12 protein-coding genes and 1 pseudogene are annotated in these 15514 nt (G+C 71.9%); 11 read left to right on the top strand and 2 right to left on the bottom strand.

Features of this window, described 5'->3' with window-relative positions:
• Nucleotides 1-32 precede the first annotated feature (32 nt).
• Nucleotides 33-674: an SRPBCC family protein gene (locus tag OG861_RS01865; RefSeq protein ID WP_329201206.1), complete on the top strand. Its 642-nt coding sequence runs from the start codon at nt 33-35 to the stop codon at nt 672-674.
• A 40-nt stretch (nt 675-714) separates the two neighbouring features.
• On the opposite strand, the gene OG861_RS01860 is transcribed toward OG861_RS01865, so the two are convergent.
• Nucleotides 715-1887, bottom strand: a complete 1173-nt coding sequence (locus OG861_RS01860; RefSeq protein ID WP_330261068.1) for a GNAT family N-acetyltransferase — start codon at nt 1885-1887, stop codon at nt 715-717.
• Nucleotides 1880-3031: an ATP-grasp domain-containing protein gene (locus tag OG861_RS01855; RefSeq protein ID WP_329201210.1), complete on the bottom strand. Its 1152-nt coding sequence runs from the start codon at nt 3029-3031 to the stop codon at nt 1880-1882. The genes OG861_RS01860 and OG861_RS01855 overlap by 8 nt, the downstream gene beginning before the upstream one ends.
• 429 nt (nt 3032-3460) lie before the next feature.
• Between OG861_RS01855 and OG861_RS01850 the strand changes: the two genes are divergently transcribed.
• The 10 genes and pseudogenes from OG861_RS01850 (at nt 3461) to OG861_RS01805 (ending at nt 15501) form a co-directional block, all read left to right on the top strand.
• On the top strand, nt 3461-4741 hold the full coding sequence (locus OG861_RS01850; RefSeq protein ID WP_330261067.1) for an MFS transporter: 1281 nt from the start codon (nt 3461-3463) through the stop codon (nt 4739-4741).
• Nucleotides 4741-5595, top strand: coding sequence for an alpha/beta fold hydrolase (locus OG861_RS01845; RefSeq protein ID WP_329201214.1), 855 nt, complete (start codon nt 4741-4743; stop codon nt 5593-5595). Before OG861_RS01850 ends, OG861_RS01845 begins: the two co-directional genes overlap by 1 nt.
• A 172-nt stretch (nt 5596-5767) precedes the next feature.
• A complete protein-coding gene (locus OG861_RS01840; RefSeq protein ID WP_329201216.1) occupies nt 5768-6496 on the top strand; it encodes a class I SAM-dependent methyltransferase in 729 nt (242 codons plus the stop codon).
• Between the two features lie 5 nt (nt 6497-6501).
• Nucleotides 6502-7842: a peptide ligase PGM1-related protein gene (locus OG861_RS01835; protein ID WP_329201217.1), complete on the top strand. Its 1341-nt coding sequence runs from the start codon at nt 6502-6504 to the stop codon at nt 7840-7842.
• Nucleotides 7843-7846: 4 nt separating this feature from the next.
• The gene (locus tag OG861_RS01830) at nt 7847-8482 is read left to right on the top strand and encodes an SET domain-containing protein (RefSeq protein ID WP_330261066.1); all 636 of its coding nucleotides are present in this window, start codon (nt 7847-7849) and stop codon (nt 8480-8482) included.
• A gap of 109 nt (nt 8483-8591) precedes the next feature.
• A complete protein-coding gene (locus OG861_RS01825; RefSeq protein WP_329201220.1) occupies nt 8592-9995 on the top strand; it encodes a KamA family radical SAM protein in 1404 nt (467 codons plus the stop codon).
• A 741-nt stretch (nt 9996-10736) separates the two neighbouring features.
• Nucleotides 10737-10988, top strand: coding sequence for a hypothetical protein (locus OG861_RS01820; RefSeq protein ID WP_330261065.1), 252 nt, complete (start codon nt 10737-10739; stop codon nt 10986-10988).
• Between the two features lie 58 nt (nt 10989-11046).
• Nucleotides 11047-12369 (top strand): lysine N(6)-hydroxylase/L-ornithine N(5)-oxygenase family protein, encoded by a 1323-nt coding sequence (locus OG861_RS01815; RefSeq protein ID WP_330261064.1) that lies wholly within the window; start codon nt 11047-11049, stop codon nt 12367-12369.
• Nucleotides 12252-13385 (top strand): annotated as a pseudogene (locus OG861_RS01810) (NAD(P)/FAD-dependent oxidoreductase); the annotation flags it as partial. The gene OG861_RS01815 and the pseudogene OG861_RS01810, both read left to right, overlap by 118 nt.
• A 130-nt stretch (nt 13386-13515) precedes the next feature.
• Nucleotides 13516-15501, top strand: coding sequence for a class I tRNA ligase family protein (locus tag OG861_RS01805; RefSeq protein ID WP_330261063.1), 1986 nt, complete (start codon nt 13516-13518; stop codon nt 15499-15501).
• Nucleotides 15502-15514 lie beyond the last annotated feature (13 nt).

Genomic DNA, 15514 nt, shown 5'->3' with positions numbered 1-15514 from the left:
CCGTGCCCCGGCGAACGCCGAAGGAGTGTTCCATGACCGGCATCCGCCGCACCGGCATCCGCACCGCCCTGTTCACCATCCCGCTCGTCGTCGGCCTCCTCGGCACCACCGCGGTACCCGCCGGCGCAGCCGTCCCCCACGGCCCCCACCCCGCCCCGTCCCTCACCTGCCGCGGGGCCGGTGTCGACCCGGCCGCCGGCGTCCGGCACCGGGCCGAGATCCTCATCGACGCCCCGCTGCGCACGGTCTGGGAACTGCAGACCGACATCGAGCGCTGGCCGTCCTGGCAGGCTCCCGTGACGACCGCGGAACGCCTCGACCACGGCCCCCTCCGCCGGGATTCGGCCTTCCGGTGGACAACTCCGGTGCCCCCCAATCCGACTCCGGCCACAAGTCTGGAGATCACCTCGACCGTCGCACAGCTCGGGCACCACTCCTGCATCCGCTGGACGGGCCCGGCGATCGGCGAGGGACTGCACATCGACGGCGTCCACGTGTGGAACTTCACCGAGACCCGGGGAGGTGTCAGGGTGAGCACGGAGGAGACCCACACCGGCCCCCAGGTCGACGCCGACGTCCCCACCGCGACCGCCATCCTGCGCCGGGGACTCGAAGGTTGGCTCAACGACCTGAAGGCCGCCGCCGAGGCCCGAGCACACCACCGGCCGCGGTGACGCGGTCCCGGTGGGGCCGGTGCCGCCCGTGCCCGCCGGGCTAGGGAAGCCGGTCCCCGTCGGGCTCCGCAGGTGCGCAAGCGGCGAGCGCCCGCTCGGCCGGCCCGGTCAGCGGTTTGACGGCCAGCACCTGCGGCATCGCCTCGGTGCCGCGCAGCAGCTTCGCCTCGTCCGCGCTGATCCCGTACTCCATCGTCGTCAGGCCCGGTTCGTCGCAGGCGTACGCGATGGGAAGGTGGTACCCGACCACCGCGTACCCGGGCAGGCCCACGCCGACCTCGTAGTCGAAACCCGCGTGGAAGCCGTAGAGCCGCTCCTCGTGGCGCAGCCACATCGACATGGCGAACGGCCGGCCCCCCAGCGCTGCGGTGAACACGGTCGCGTCGGTGTTCACCGCGATCGCGGCGAACCATTGCGTCAACTGCTTCTGCGAGGAGACCTGTTCGTACTTCTGCTCCAGGCCGTGCGCCAGGGCCGCGATCCGCTCCACGTTGGATTCGTCGAGCGGTGAGTGCGCAGTGACCACCCCGGCCTCGGCGAACCGCCGCAGCTCCTTGCGCAGCCGGACCTTGCGCCGCGAGGGCAGGGTCTCCACGTAGGCGGCGTGCCCGGGAAAGCCGCAGTCGAAGACGTGCCGGGCCGGAGCCGGGAACTCCGTGAACCCCGCCGCACGCAGATCGCAGCGCAGCCCTCGGTCGGCCGCGTCCACGTAGGGGAGGAAGACGGCCGGGCAGTCCCAGGACCTCGCGGTGCTGATCGCGGCGCGGATCAGGGAGCGGCGTGCCGGCCGGCGCTGCCGCTCCGGCATGCCGGGGGCGGTCAGCACCCGGGAGTTGAACCATCCGCCGCACATCAGGGACGGCTGCAGCACGCCGGCCAGTTCCCGCGCGCTCGTGCCCGCCCCGGGGGCCAGCATCTTGTCGAGCCGGACCGTGTCGTCGTCGACGGACCGGTCGAAGCGCTGCACCGTGATCCCCGCCAGCAGCCGCTCGCCGTCCACGGCGGCCACGGGGGCAGCCCCGGACGCGGGTGCCGGAACGGTCAGGCACCGGGCCGCCGTCGGCACCCAGGGACCGACGGCCGCCTGCTCCACGGCCAGCCACCGCGGGGTGCAGAACAGGTCCGCGGAGCCGCACAGGGCGGCCCAGGGGGCGAGTTTCCCGGCCTGGACGAGCGAGAGCGTGCGGACCTCGGGCTCGCGGGCGTCAGACATCCGAACCGCCCTCTGCGTCGGCGACGGGCGCGGGCTCCATCTCCAGGGCCGCCGAGAACCACTGCCCGACCTCGGCCAGCCGTTCCCGTACCACCGCTTCGGCGGGCGCTCGTACCAAGGCCTTCGCCACCAGTAGGTGGGAGCCCTCGCGCATGTCCCCGATCCGGTCGCCCTCCTTGGCCCAGAGCTGCGCCTGGACCACCCCCGGCCGGTTCTCCATGGACGTCTGCGAAGGCAGGAGCCGGATCCGGCCCGGTGGCGCGGCCAGATTGACCCATCCGAAGGAGTCCTTCTCCGGCTCCGGACCGGTACCGGGCGCGCCGCCGCCCGCCGCCGGGGAGGGCAGGCCGAGGGCCGCCGCGGCCCATTCCCGGTAGAGGTCCACTCCGTACTTCCCTCGTACCGCCTCCAGGATCATGCCGCCGCCGATGCGCCCGGCGCACTCGCCGAAGACGAGGGCGCCGTCGTCATGGAACGCCTCCAGGTGGAACACCCCGTCGGCGTGTCCGATCGCGCGCAGCGCACGTTCGGTCAAAGCGGCCACCGCATCCGACAAGGCATGGTCGGAGCAGGCGTCCAGGGTGGCGGAGGCGACGAGCCGGCCCCGGTGCACCTCGACCACGTTGTGCAGGTACCGGCTCACCGACACGACCACCGTCCGGCCGTCGCGGACGGCTCCGTCGACGTGCAGTTCCTCGCCGGGGACGAACGACTCGACCAGCCAGGGCCCGGGGGCGTCCCCCACGTCCCGGGCGAAGGCGGCGAGTCCCGCCGGGTCGTGGACGACCCGGGTGTGGACCGAGCCGGCACCGGCCGGCGGCTTCACCACGAGGGGGAGTGCGACCGAACCGCTCTCCACGGCCCCGGCCAGTGCGTCCAGGCCGCAAAAGCGCATGCTGTCCGCCACCGGCAGCCCGGCGTCCCGTACCCGCTGCTTCTGCAGGCCCTTGTCGCGCAGGGCCAGCGCGACGGCGGGGGTGAGGAAGGCTTGCGGGCAGCCGAGCTCCGCGAGAACGGAGGCTGTCACGATCGCGAACTCGTCCTCGGTGCACACGGTCAGGAAGGCGGACGGCGCAAGACGCAGATCGGCCAGGGCGCCGAGCACCTCCTCCACCGACGTGTGGTCGCGGGCGACCGCGACCACACCCGTGAATCCTTCCTCGGATGGCTTGAAGCGGTCAGGGAAAGAGACCACGCAGGTCACATCGGCCCCGAGATCCCGAAGCGCTTCGACGGCCTCGCGCTGCCATCCGAGATAGAGGACGTCGAGATCACGGCGATCCGGCGGTACTGGTCCGGGTGTGGTCACAGGGGTCTTCTCCTCGTGCGTTCCAGGGGTGTAAAGACGGCCGGAACCAGGTCGGCCACAAGTCGACGACAAAAAGATCGCCACCGGGTCGGATTCCCATTCCATCCATGCGTGATTTCCGGCCACTTCGGACTTGTTCACGGATATCGGTGATCTCCGGGAGACTTCCACAGGGCGTCCGCGCGTGGCAACATGTCAGGCTGTCCGGGACCTTTTCATTTCACCTTCGCCCTCAGGAGATGAGCAGCAGGTGATCGCGACACCATGACCCCACGCCCCAGCGAGTTACAGGAAGCGGGCATTCCATCGGTCACGTACCGCGAGGTGCTGACGAGCCGTAACGTTCCCCAATTGCTGCTGGCCGCCTGCCTGTCCCGGCTCGCGCACGGCATGCTGCTCTTCGTCGTCGTGCTCTACGCGATCGCCGAGTTCGGCTCGGCCGAGGTCGCCGGTCTCAGCAGCGCGTTCCTGACGCTTCCCGGGTTCCTCGTGAGCCCGATCGCCGGCGCCGTGCTCGACCGCTTCGGGGCCTTGCGGGCCGTGGCGATGGACACCACGGCCAGCGCCGTGCTCGTCGGCGGGGTAGCCGTCTTCTCCGTCCTCGACCGGCTCACCCCGGCCGTCCTCTATGTCATGCTGGGCCTTTTCTCGATCACCAGTCCGCTCACCGACGGCGGTATCCGCACCCTCTTCCCCCAGTTCGTCCCCGATGCGGCCTACGACCGGGCCAACGCGCTGGACCTGAGCACGTATTCGGTGATCGAAGTCGGCGGGCCGCTCGTGGCGGGCGCCCTCTTCGCGCTGTCCGGGGCCAATCCGGCGCTGCTCACGGTCGCCGCCATGTACGCTCTCGCGGCGCTGAGCCTCTCGCTGTTGCGCGGCGGCACGGCCAAGGCCGGCGCTGACCGGGGCGTGGCACGGGATCCGGAGGAGCCCGAGCAGCACCTGCTGCGCTCGGCCTGGGAAGGCATCACCTACCTGCTGCGCAATCCGACGCTGCGCGGCCTCGCGGCCTCGTACGCCGTCTTCCAGGTGGCGTACGGGATGCTCGTGATCATCGTCCCGGTCGCGGTGGGCGGCCACGTGGCCGACGAGGCGTCCTCCAGCCGCTACGTCGGCGTGATCTGGGCCGTACTGGGCCTGGCGGGCGGTACGGGCGCGCTGCTGGCGGGCAAGTACGTGCGCGCCGGGCTGGAGCGCCGCTTCATGGTCGGCGCCCTCGTCCTGTCCGCCCTCGCCGTCTATCCCGTCAGCGCCCTCGGCTCGCTCGTGGCGCTGGGTACGGGCCTCGCCCTGTTCGGGGTGATGGAGGGCACGGTCAACGTCAGTCTGATGTCGCTGCGGCTGCGGCGCACCGAACCGGAGCGCCTGGGCCGGGTGATGACGGTGTCGATCAGTGTGAACCTGATCGGCTTCCCCGTGGGCACCTCCCTCGGCGGCGTCGTGGTCGACAACGGCTCCCCGGCCCGTGCCCTGGCCATCGCGGCGGCGCTGGCGCTGGCGGCTGCGGTCTGCGCCCGGCTGCTCGTCCCGAAGGAGGGCTGATGGCCCCCGCGCCGCCCGCCGTCGTACCGCTCGCCACGACCTGGCGCGGCAGCGGCCCGCTGGTCGTGTGCCACCCGGGAGGGCCCGGCATGGATCCCCGGTACCTCGAACCGCTGGACGGCCTCGCGGACAGCCGCACGGTGGCGATCGTCCACCCGAGGGGAGCCGGGTCCAGCCCGCGCCCCGCGGACGGGGACTACGCGCTGGAGTCCTACGCCGCCGACCTCGCGGCCTGGATCCGGCGCGAGGCGGGCGGCGGCCCGGTGGACCTGCTCGGCCACTCCCATGGCGGCGCGGTGGCCTCGCTGACCGCCGCCCGGTACCCGGACCTGGTGCGCAGACTCGTGCTGCTGGGCACTCCGGCGTACGGAGGGGACCGGGCGGAGGCGCAAGCGGACGCGTTTCACCGGGCCCGGCATTCGGAAGCCGCCGTCGCGCGGGCCCTCGCCGCGCTGGAGGCGCAGGGCGACGCCTATCCCGCGGACGACGCGGGCCTCGGCCGGCTCATCGCCGAGGTGATCCCCTTGTGGGTCGGGCCGATGACGGACCGCCTCGCCGCCTGGCAGGCGAGACTGGCCGGGTGGTCCGCCAACGTGGACGCCCTGCGTTACTTCAACGAAATCGTCTTTCCCGTCCTCCACCGGGAGATGGAGCACCTTCCCGCCGTCAGGTGCCCGACCCTGGCTCTCGCCGGGGACCTGGACGGATGGGCAGGTCCGGAGCACGTCGCCCTGCTGACCGAATCGGTCGTGCTCGGCACCGGCGAAGTCATCGCGGGGGCCGGCCACATGTGCCATGCGGACGCAACGGAACACGTTCTGAGATCCGTACGGCAATTCCTCTACGGATCCTAAGAGTCGGATATAGTCATACCGGCGTGTGGGGATTTCTTCCGCCACGGTGGTACCTGCACAGTCGTCGGGCTCCGACGATGTGACGATTTTTCATTTTCCATTCACGGTGCGTGCGCTTTCGCGCGCCATTCTGCCGGCTTCGCTGTCGCGAGATGAACGGGAAAGGAACCACATGAGCGTGCAAGAGGACTGGGAAGAGACCGATTCGCGTGAGTTCATCGAGCTGGGTGAATACTTCGTTCCGGAGCGCGGCGTCCAGATGGACGTCGTGGCCTCGCTGATCCCACCGATCGGCGAACCGGCCGAGATCCTCGACCTGTGCTGCGGCCAGGGCCGGCTGAGCGACACGCTGCTCCGGGCGTTCCCGCTGGCCACCGTCGTCGGGATGGACCTCAGCTCCACGATGCTGGACGCGGCCGCCAAGGAACTCGCCGGACACGGCCCCCGGTTCCGCACCGAGCAGTTCGATCTCCCGGACCGGTCATGGCGACGACGCGCCGTGGCGCCGGCCGCCGTCGTCTCCTCGCTGGCCGTCCACCACCTCGACGGTCCCGGCAAACAGGAGCTCTTCCGCGACGTGCACGCCCTCCTGCGGCCCGGCGGGGCCCTGGTCATCGCCGACCTCGTCCAGCCCACCGGCGACCGGGGCCTGGCACTGGCCCGCCGCATGTGGAACGAGTCCGTACGCGACCAGGCGCTCGCCGCAACGGGCGGCACCGCCCCCTACGAGAAGTTCCACGCCCTCGAGTGGAGCTGCTTCGAGTACCCGGACGAACTCGACAAGCCGTCCCCGCTTTCCCAGCAGCTCCAGTGGCTGAGCGCGGCGGGCTTCCGGGAAGTCGACGTGTACTGGATGAAGGCCGGCCACGCCGTCTACGGCGGCGTCAAGGCGGGGGAGTGAGGGACATGGACACCACACCTACCACCGGCAGCGCGGGTACCGCCGTGCCGAGCACCGCCTCGCGGCGCGACTACCCCCTGCTCGTGTTCGGCAACTTCGTCAACGAGCTGATGGTCACCGTCCCCGTGCACCGGCACGCCGATGCCCTCGTCGCCGTGTCCCCGCGCAAGATCTGGCTCACCCGCCCCGGCGACGTACTCGTCACCCCGCGCGCGATGTCGAAGCCCCTGTGCGACTACGCCTGCGAACTGCTCGGCTTCGCCCCCTCGGACGTGACCCTGCTCGACGCGCCCACCGAGGGTCTCGCCACCCTCACCGCCGCCGTCCGCGCGAACGGACTCGTGGGCCGGTTGCGCGAGGAGGCCCGGAACCGGCCCGGCATCCGCTTCCAGGCATTCGCCCAGGACCGCCCGGCCCTCGACCTGGCGGCCGAACTGGGCGTCCCCGTCGAGGGCTACGGGGATTCCGGCGTCCCGGACGGCGCTGTCGAGGCCGTGTACGCGATCAACACCAAGAGCGGTTTCCGGCGGACAGCCACCGAGCTCGGTATCCGCGTCGCCGAAGGCCACACCTGTGCCGGGCCCCAGGACCTCGCGGCCGCCCTGCGCAAGGTGCTCGACGCCAAGGGCGCCGCCGTCGTCAAGCCGGTCCGCGGCTCCAACGGCTACGGGGTCCGCTTCTGGGAAGCCGCCGACCTGCCCCGTCTCGATGCCGAGCTCGCCGTCTACCTCGACTCGGTCGCCGAACAGCCGCCCGGCTGGGTCGTCGAGGAGCGACTCGACTTCGCCCGAGTGGTCACCGTCGAGATGGAGGTGTACGCCGCCGGTCCGCAGGTCCTGCACGTCGGCGAGATGCGCACACCGAACGGCAGCTTCAGCGGCCAGGTCACCCCTCTCGTGGCGAGTTCCGGCGCGACCGACGAACTGGTGAGGGGCGGCCTCGCCCTCGGCCGCCGTCTCCACGAGGCGGGATACCGCGGCCCGTTCGACATCGACGGCGGCATCACCGCCGACGACACCCTCCATGCCACGGAGAGCAACGTCCGCAAGACCGGGTGCACCTACCTGGACCTGCTCGTACGCCGACTGCTCGGCGAGGAGCGCGCAGCCGCCTCGGTATGGATCGCCGACTCGCGGCCCGGCGGGGTCGAAGCCGAGTTCGCGGCCGGGCTGGCCCGGGTGCGGGCCGCCGGACTGGACTTCACCCCCGGAGCCGACGAGGGCGTCGTCCTCACCGCCGACACGCTGGCCTTCGACGGCAAGTGGCGCTACCTGGTCCTCGGCCGGACGCGGGAGCGCACCGAGGAGTTGGAGGCCCGGCTCGCCGACACCCTGAAACTGGCGTGATCACGTGCTGACCAGTGGAATCGACATCCGCGCCAGCCGCACCCACAACGTGGGGCTGTTCGCCACCCGGCCGATCCCGGCCGGCACGGCGGTGTGGTGCCCCTGCACCACGTGCTCCCGCTGGACCAGGGAACAGGTCGCCGCCCTGCCCCCGGACCGCTTCGAACGGCTCGACACCTACGGCCACCTGCTCGCCGACGGGAGTCTGCTGCTGCCCTGCCTCGACGCGTACCTGATGAACCACTCCTGCGAGGCCAACGTCCTCGATCTCGGACTGGACTTCGGCGTGGCAGTACGGGACATCGCGCCGGGGGAGGAGGTGACCTGCGACTACGCCACCTTCACGGAGGACACCGGCTGGAGCATGGAGTGCCGGTGCGCGTCCCCCGGCTGCCGGGGGACCGTGACCACCGCCCAGGGCGCCGACGCAGCGATCCGCGAGCGGTGGCGCACCCCGGTGGAGGCGGCGCTCGCTCGGCTACCGAGGGTGCGACAGCCGCTGGACGACGTGCTGACGGAGCTGAGCGAGCCCTACCGGCGGGCCCTGGGCGGCGCGCACACCCTGGCGCAGGCTTCGACCGGATCCACCGTCTGCGCTCCGGACTTCGCCCTCATCGGCCCCGGCGGCGGCAAGGCCTGACCGCGCCCCGCACCCCACGGCGGTGGCGGCTGATCGCCGCCACCGTGCCCCCACAGCACAGCGCGTCCTGCCTCCCGCACCGCGCGGGACCGATGGAGAGGACCCCGCCATGCTCGACGGACTGCCGCAGCCGTACGCCTATGCCTACAGCCCGGCCCTGGAGCCGGACCACCGCCGATTACCCGGCTGGCGTGATGTCACGCAGGAGGAGTGGGGCTCCGCCCAGTGGCAACGGGCCCACTGCGTCAAGAACCTCCGCCAGCTCCGCGAGGTGACCGGACCGGCGCTCGGCGACCGCTTCCTGGCCGACCTGGACCGCGACCAGTGCGAGCGGGCCACGATGTCCATGCTCGTCACCCCGTACATGATCAACACCATTGCCCCGCACGTCGCGGCTACCGGCCCCGACAGCCTCACCGACGCCTACTACGCCGATCCGGTACGCCGCTACATGCTCCCGGTGTTCTCCGACCGCCGGACCGACTACCCCTCCCACCCCAAGGCCGAGCGGGACTCCCTGCACGAGCGCGACATGTGGGCCACGGAGGGGCTGACGCACCGCTACCCCACCAAGGTCCTCGCCGAACTGGTCGCCACCTGCCCGCAGTACTGCGGCCACTGCACCCGCATGGACCTCGTCGGCAACTCCACCGCCCAGATCACCAAGGCGAGTTTCGCCCTCAAACCCGGCGCCCGGCTCCAAGCGATGATCGACTACCTGCGCAAGACCCCGGCCGTCCGTGACGTGGTCGTCTCCGGCGGCGACGTCGCGAACGTCCCCTGGCCGCGCGTGGAATCCTTCGTCGAGTCCCTGCTCGACATCGAGTCGGTCCGGGACGTGCGGCTCGCCAGCAAGGCTCTCATCGGACTGCCACAGCACTGGACGGCCGAACCCGTGCTCGCCGGCATCTCGCGGCTCACCGCGACCGCGCGGGCCCGCGGGGTGCAGATCGCGCTGCACACCCACGCCAACGCCGCCCAGCAGATTACCAGCGGCGTCGCGGAGGCCGCGCGGCTGCTGCTCGACGCGGGACTGCGCGACATCCGCAACCAGGCCGTGCTCCTGCGCACCGTCAACGACACTCCGAGGGCCCTGCTGGACCTGTGCTTCGCGCTGCTCGACCGGGCCGGGATCATGCCCTACTACTTCTACATGTGCGACATGATCCCGTTCAGTGAACACTGGCGGACCTCGGTCGCCGAGGCCCAGCGCCTCCAGCACGCGATCATGGGCTATCTGCCCGGCTTCGCCACCCCGCGGATCGTGTGCGACGTACCGTTCGTCGGCAAACGATGGGTGCACCAGCCGACGCACTACGACGGGGTACGCGGAATCTCGTACTGGTCGAAGAGCTACCGCACCGCCGTGGACAGCGGGAACGAGGACGACCTCGACCGGCTCCACGAGTACTACGACCCGCTGTACACCCTGCCCGAAGAGGGCCGCGCCTGGTGGCGTGCGCAGGGCGCCGGAGCGCCGGACGGCGGCACCCCCTTCCCGGCCGCTCGCTGACCTGCCCCGCGCGGTACCCCGAGCGGCCCGCGCCCCTCGCCCCGGACGGGGCGGTCCTGAGGGCGCAGCAAGCGGATCCGCCCCCGCCGAGCACGTCGAGGAGGCCTTCGATGCCCGATGCACTGCCGGCTGCACTGCGCGATGCCGCCCGCCCTCTCCCGGCCGGCCCCGGGCGCACCGTGCACTGGATCGGTACCGGCCTGTCCGTCGGCCGCAGCGGACTCGGCCTGCTGTGCGAGCAGGCCGGACGGGTCTTCGTACGGGGCCGTACGCGGTCCAAGGCCGTGGCGCTGCTCGACCGGCTCGGGCTGACCGGCCGAGCCGAAGCGGGCCGCTGCGGGCTCGTCGGCCAGACCGAAGCGGGACTCGACCCCGGCATCGACCACCTCCTCGCGCACGAACTGGTGTACGTCGCCCGAAAGGCCGTCGGGGACAGTGCCGGGCCCGTCGACCTGACCTCGTACTGCGGCGGGCTGCCGGCCGCACCGAACGCGTTCGCGTACCCGAACCGCGACAACAGCGTGCCCTTCAGCGCGCAGTACCGGATCCCGGACGGCCGGCGGCTGCGCACCTTCATCCGCGGCACGCTGTGCAGCAGCGGCCGGCAGGCGGCCTGGCAGCCGGTCTTCCGCAGGGTGGAGACCCGGGGGCCCCGACCGGATCCGCGTCCTCGCGCAGGACCTCGCCCAGCGCTGCCCGGCCACGGGGGAGGTCCGCGACCGGGTCGTCCTCGCCGTCTCCGTGACCCTCGGTACCGAGCGGGGCGGGCCCGGCCGGCGGGGCGAATGCCTGCTCGCTCTCACGGGCACCGCCCGGGAGAGCGCGATGGCGCTCTGCGTCCCGTTGCCGCTCGCCCTCGGCGTGACCCGGGTGCTGGACGGCGCGCTGCCGGCCGGCCTGCAGCGCGCGGCGCAGGGCCCGGAAACGGCCCGCCGGCTGACCTTCCTGCGGGAGCACGGCGTGGCAGCGCGCTTGCGGGAGCTGTCCGTGTGAGGGCCGCGCAGCACGCGCGATCTTCTGACCCACTCACCTGACAAGGAAGGACACCGATATGGGGAACGAGAGCCGCGGCCACCCACCCGTGCACTACCGGTGCGTCGGTGTCGGCGTGGGACCGGCGAACCTCAGCCTCGCGTCACTGCTCCACGACCACGCCGACGTGCCCAACCTCTTCCTCGACCGGAAAGAGGAGTTCGCCTGGCACGACGGCCAGCAGATGCCCGGAAGTACCCTCCAGGTCTCCCTCTTCAAGGACCTCGTGAGCCTCGCCGATCCGACGAATCGATTCTCCTTCCTCTCGTACCTCCATGAGCAAGGCCGCGTCTACCACTTCCTGAACGCCCAGTTCTCCGCCGTCCCACGCCAGGAGTTCCGCAACTACCTGGCCTGGGCCGCCGAACGCAATCCGTACGTGGTCTTCGGCGAGGAGGTCCACGAGGTCACTTTCGACCGGGTCTTCCGGGTCCGCACGAGCCGGCGCACGATCACCGCCGACCACATCGTGGTCGGTGTCGGCAGCAGCCCGTACGTCCCGCCGCAGGCCCGCGAACTGCTCGGTCCCACCCAGTTCCACGTCAGCGAGTTCATCACGAAGGCCGTGCACCTGGCCGGCAAGCGGGTCATGGTCGTCGGCGGCGGCCAGTCGGGCGCAGAGGCGTTCCTCGACCTCATTACCCGACCCGCGGCGGACCGGCCACGGCGGATCTCATGGCTCTCCCGGCGCCGGACCTACCTTCCGATCGACGATTCGCCGTTCACCAATGACTTCTACACGCCGTCCTTCTCGGACCACTTCTACCGTCTGCCCGCCGACGCCCGGCGCGCGGTCAACCAGGACACCCTGCTCAGCAGCGACGGGATCTCCGAGGACACGCTGCGCGCCATCTACCAGCAGCTGTACGTCCACCGGTTCGTCGAGGGGCTGCCCGACCTGGTCGGGCTCTACCCGAACCGTGAGGTCACCACCGTCACCCGGGGCGTCCGGGGCAACTGGGAGGTCACCGCCCGGCACAACGACGAACCGGACGCCGCCGAACAGCACGAAGCCGACCTCATCGTCTGGGCCACCGGCTTCCGGCCCGCGCCCACCCCGTTCCTGGCCCCCATCGCGGGGCGCCTTGAGCGCGAGGGCGACGAATTCCGCGTGGACGAGGACTTCGCGGTCCGCTGGGACGGCCCGCCGCAGCACGCCGTCTTCCTGCAGAACGCGGTCCGCGCCCAGCGCGGGCTCGCCGACGTGAACCTGAGCCTGAACGCATGGCGCAGCCGCCGGATAGCGGACCGGCTGCGCGGGGTACGCGGCGACGATCAGCTGGCCTCCTTCATCGACTGGTCCTCGAAACCGGACTCCAAACAGACGTGGAACGACCGGTGAACGCCCGCGCGGGCTCCGCACCCTCCGGCCTCGCCGCGCCTGGAGCCGCCGGGCCGGCCCACGGGACGAGCACCTACGTCGACGTGGCAGTCGTCGGCGCCGGGGTCGTCGGCTGCATGACCGCCCGGGAGGTCCTGCACCGCAGCCCCGGCACCAGCGTCATGGTCCTCGACCGCGACACCGTCGGCTCCGGCGCCACCCGCCGCTCAGCCGGACTGCACTTCCCCCGCGGCGCCACCGAGCACGTCCGACGGATGACCGCGTACAGCCAGGACTGGTACGAGAAGCTGCGCGCGGCCCAGCCCGACGTACCCGTCCACCCACTCGGGATGACGGTGATCGCCGACGCGGACGCGCAGGCCGCACTCCACACCGCCTACCTTCCCGCCGCCCGGCTGCGCCCCGCCCCGAGCCCGGTCGCCGCACGCCGGGTCACCGTGCCCGACGGCAAGGCGGCGTGGACGGCCGACGGCTGCCAGTACGCCGACGTGGCCGCCCTCACCGCCGGGTTGGCCCGCGCCATGCGCCCGTACGCCGCCTTCCGGGAGGGCGTACGGGTGACCGCCGCGCGACCCGGCCCTGACGACGTCACGCTCCGCCTCGGCACGGGCGACGAGGTCACCGCCGGCCGGGTGGTCCTGGCCCCCGGGCCCTGGCTCGACGACCCGGCGTGGGCGAAGGCACTCGCACCGCTCGGGCTGCGCGTGAAGAAGATCGTGGCCCTGCACGTGGACATCCCGACCTCCACGGGGGACGGCGCGGTCGTCTTCCACGACGAGGACGCCTTCCTCCTGCCCCTGCACGAGCGCGGTCACTGGCTGTTCAGCTACACCTGCCGGGAGTGGGACGTCACCCCGGACGGCCTGAGCGGCGGCGTGTCGCCGCAGAACCTGCACGAGGCACGGGAGCTCCTGGCCGGGTACGCGCCGGAGTTCGCCGCACGCTGCGCCTCGGGACGGGTCTTCTGCGACGCCTACCACCCCCGCGGCTCCGGCCCCGTCGTCACGGCACTCGACGCCGCGGGCCGCCTGGTCTTCGCCGGTGCGGCCGGCGGCTCCGGCTACCGGCTCGCCCCGCACTCGCGGCGGATGCCGCCGGCCTCCTGCACCTGCGGGACTCCGCAGCAGACGAGACGAGGGACATCAAATGATCATCAACAGGTACGACCCGCATGCGCTCAGCGAGGCGTTCGGCATCGACATGAGCGCGATGGACGGCCTCGGAGTCGGTGCGGGCTGGGGCCGGGTGGCCCCCGGCGTCCGCTCCACCGGCCACCACCACGACGAGACCGAGTGCTTCGTGATCGTCGCGGGCCGCGGCGAGTTCGACGTCGACGGGGCGCGTCACCCCGTGGAGCCCGGCACCGTCGTCCTCTTCGAACCCTTCGAGTCGCACGTCCTGGAGAACACGGGGGACAACGACCTGGTCTTCGTCACCCAGTACTGGCGCGACCCCGGCCGGGCCCTCGCATCGGCCGCCGACATCCGGCGCGCCTCCTTCGGCGACCGCCCGGTCTTCGTCTTCTCCACCCCACCCACCCCCAACGGTGACCTGCACCTGGGCCACCTCTGCGGCCCCTACCTGGGCGCCGACGCGTACGTCCGCTTCCAGCGGATGACCGGCGCCGAGGCCTACCACCTCACCGGCAGCGACGACTACCAGAGCTACGTTCCCGCCGCCGGCCTGAGGGACGGACGCACTCCCGCCGAGACCGCCGCGCACTTCAGCGCAGAGATCGCCCAGACCCTGCGCCTGATGGACATCACCGTCGACCAGTACACGGTGACCAGCACGGATCCCGAGTACGCGGACGGGCTGCGGGACTTCTTCGCCCACGTCACCGCCTCCGGCGCCGTCCGCGTGACCGAATCCGACGCCCTCGTCGACGCGGAGAACGGCCATTACCTGTACGAGGCCGACGTGAGCGGCGGCTGCCCGCACTGCCCCGCGGCCACCGGCGGCAACATCTGCGAGGAGTGCGGCGAGCCGAACCTGGTGCACGACCTCACCGCCGCCATGTCCGCGCGGTCCTCCGCCGCGCCCCGCCGGGAGCGGATCAGCCGCTACTCCCTGCCCGTGCACGCCTTCCGCGACACCGTCCGCAAGCACCACCGGCTCGGCCGGGTCCCGGCCCGTCTCGCCGACCTCGCCCGGCGCGTCTTCGACCGCCCACGATTCGACCTGCCCCTCACCCACCCCTCCACCTGGGGCGTCACCCCGGCCGGCGGAGAGGTACCCGGCCAGGTCATCTGGGTGTGGCCGGAGATGAGCTACGGCTTCCTGCACGGCATCCAGTCGCTCGGCACCCGCCTCGGCCGTGACTGGCGGGCGGCAGAACCCCGGCGGGAATGGAAGATCGTCCACTTCTTCGGCTACGACAACAGCTTCTACCACTCACTGCTCTACCCCATCCTCTACGAGCTGGCCCACCCGGACTGGGAACCCGATATCGACTACCACGTCAACGAGTTCTACTTGTTGGAGGGCAGCAAGTTCTCCACCAGCCGCCGCCACGCCGTCTGGGGCAAGGACATCCTGTGTCCCGACACCGTCGACTCGGTCCGTTACTTCCTCGCCTCCACCCGCCCCGAGGGCGTCCGCACCGATTTCCGGCGATCCGCGTACGACACCACCCTGGCCGACACCCTCATCGGGACCTGGCAGTCCTGGCTGAACGACCTCGGCGCCCGCGTCGCCATGCACCACGGCGGCTGCGCACCCGACGCCGGGAACTGGACCCCCGAACACTGCGCCTTCCTCGCCCGGCTCGGCACCCGCCTCACCGCCGCCACCGGAGCGCTGGGCCCCGAGGGCTTCTCCCTGCGGGACGCCGCGGCCGAACTCACCGGGCTGGTCGAGGACACCGTTCGCTTCTCCGCCGCGCAGCGGCTGCACGCCGACGACCCGGCCTGGGCGGACGAGACCCGTACGGCCGTCGCGCTGGAGCTGGCCGCGGCCCGCCTGCTGACCGCCGTCGCGGCGCCCGTCGTCCCCCGCTTCGCTGCGCGCCTCGCCCGGTGCCTGGGCCTTCCGGAGCCGTCGGTCTGGCCCGACACCGTCGAGCTGGTGCGCCCCGGCAGCCGGATCGCTCTGGCTGCGGCAGTGTTCTTCCGCCAACCGCCCCCGCCGTGATCGGCTCCGCTCC

Origin of the sequence: Streptomyces sp. NBC_00539, assembly GCF_036346105.1 — a bacterium.
Classification (GTDB): domain Bacteria; phylum Actinomycetota; class Actinomycetes; order Streptomycetales; family Streptomycetaceae; genus Streptomyces.
The sequence above is the reverse complement of the archived record's forward strand: the minus strand, read 5'-3'. Positions and strand labels throughout refer to the sequence as shown.

What these genes read in the sequence shown, in the direction of transcription:
- OG861_RS01825 (WP_329201220.1), top strand. Translation starts at nt 8,592, where the DNA reads ATGCTCGACGGACTGCCGCAGCCGTACGCCTATGCCTACAGCCCGGCC.
- OG861_RS01840 (WP_329201216.1), top strand. Translation starts at nt 5,768, where the DNA reads ATGAGCGTGCAAGAGGACTGGGAAGAGACCGATTCGCGTGAGTTCATC.
- OG861_RS01845 (WP_329201214.1), top strand. Translation starts at nt 4,741, where the DNA reads ATGGCCCCCGCGCCGCCCGCCGTCGTACCGCTCGCCACGACCTGGCGC.
- OG861_RS01815 (WP_330261064.1), top strand. Translation starts at nt 11,047, where the DNA reads ATGGGGAACGAGAGCCGCGGCCACCCACCCGTGCACTACCGGTGCGTC.
- OG861_RS01850 (WP_330261067.1), top strand. Translation starts at nt 3,461, where the DNA reads ATGACCCCACGCCCCAGCGAGTTACAGGAAGCGGGCATTCCATCGGTC.
- OG861_RS01865 (WP_329201206.1), top strand. Translation starts at nt 33, where the DNA reads ATGACCGGCATCCGCCGCACCGGCATCCGCACCGCCCTGTTCACCATC.
- OG861_RS01805 (WP_330261063.1), top strand. Translation starts at nt 13,516, where the DNA reads ATGATCATCAACAGGTACGACCCGCATGCGCTCAGCGAGGCGTTCGGC.
- OG861_RS01835 (WP_329201217.1), top strand. Translation starts at nt 6,502, where the DNA reads ATGGACACCACACCTACCACCGGCAGCGCGGGTACCGCCGTGCCGAGC.
- OG861_RS01860 (WP_330261068.1), bottom strand. Translation starts at nt 1,887, where the DNA reads ATGTCTGACGCCCGCGAGCCCGAGGTCCGCACGCTCTCGCTCGTCCAG.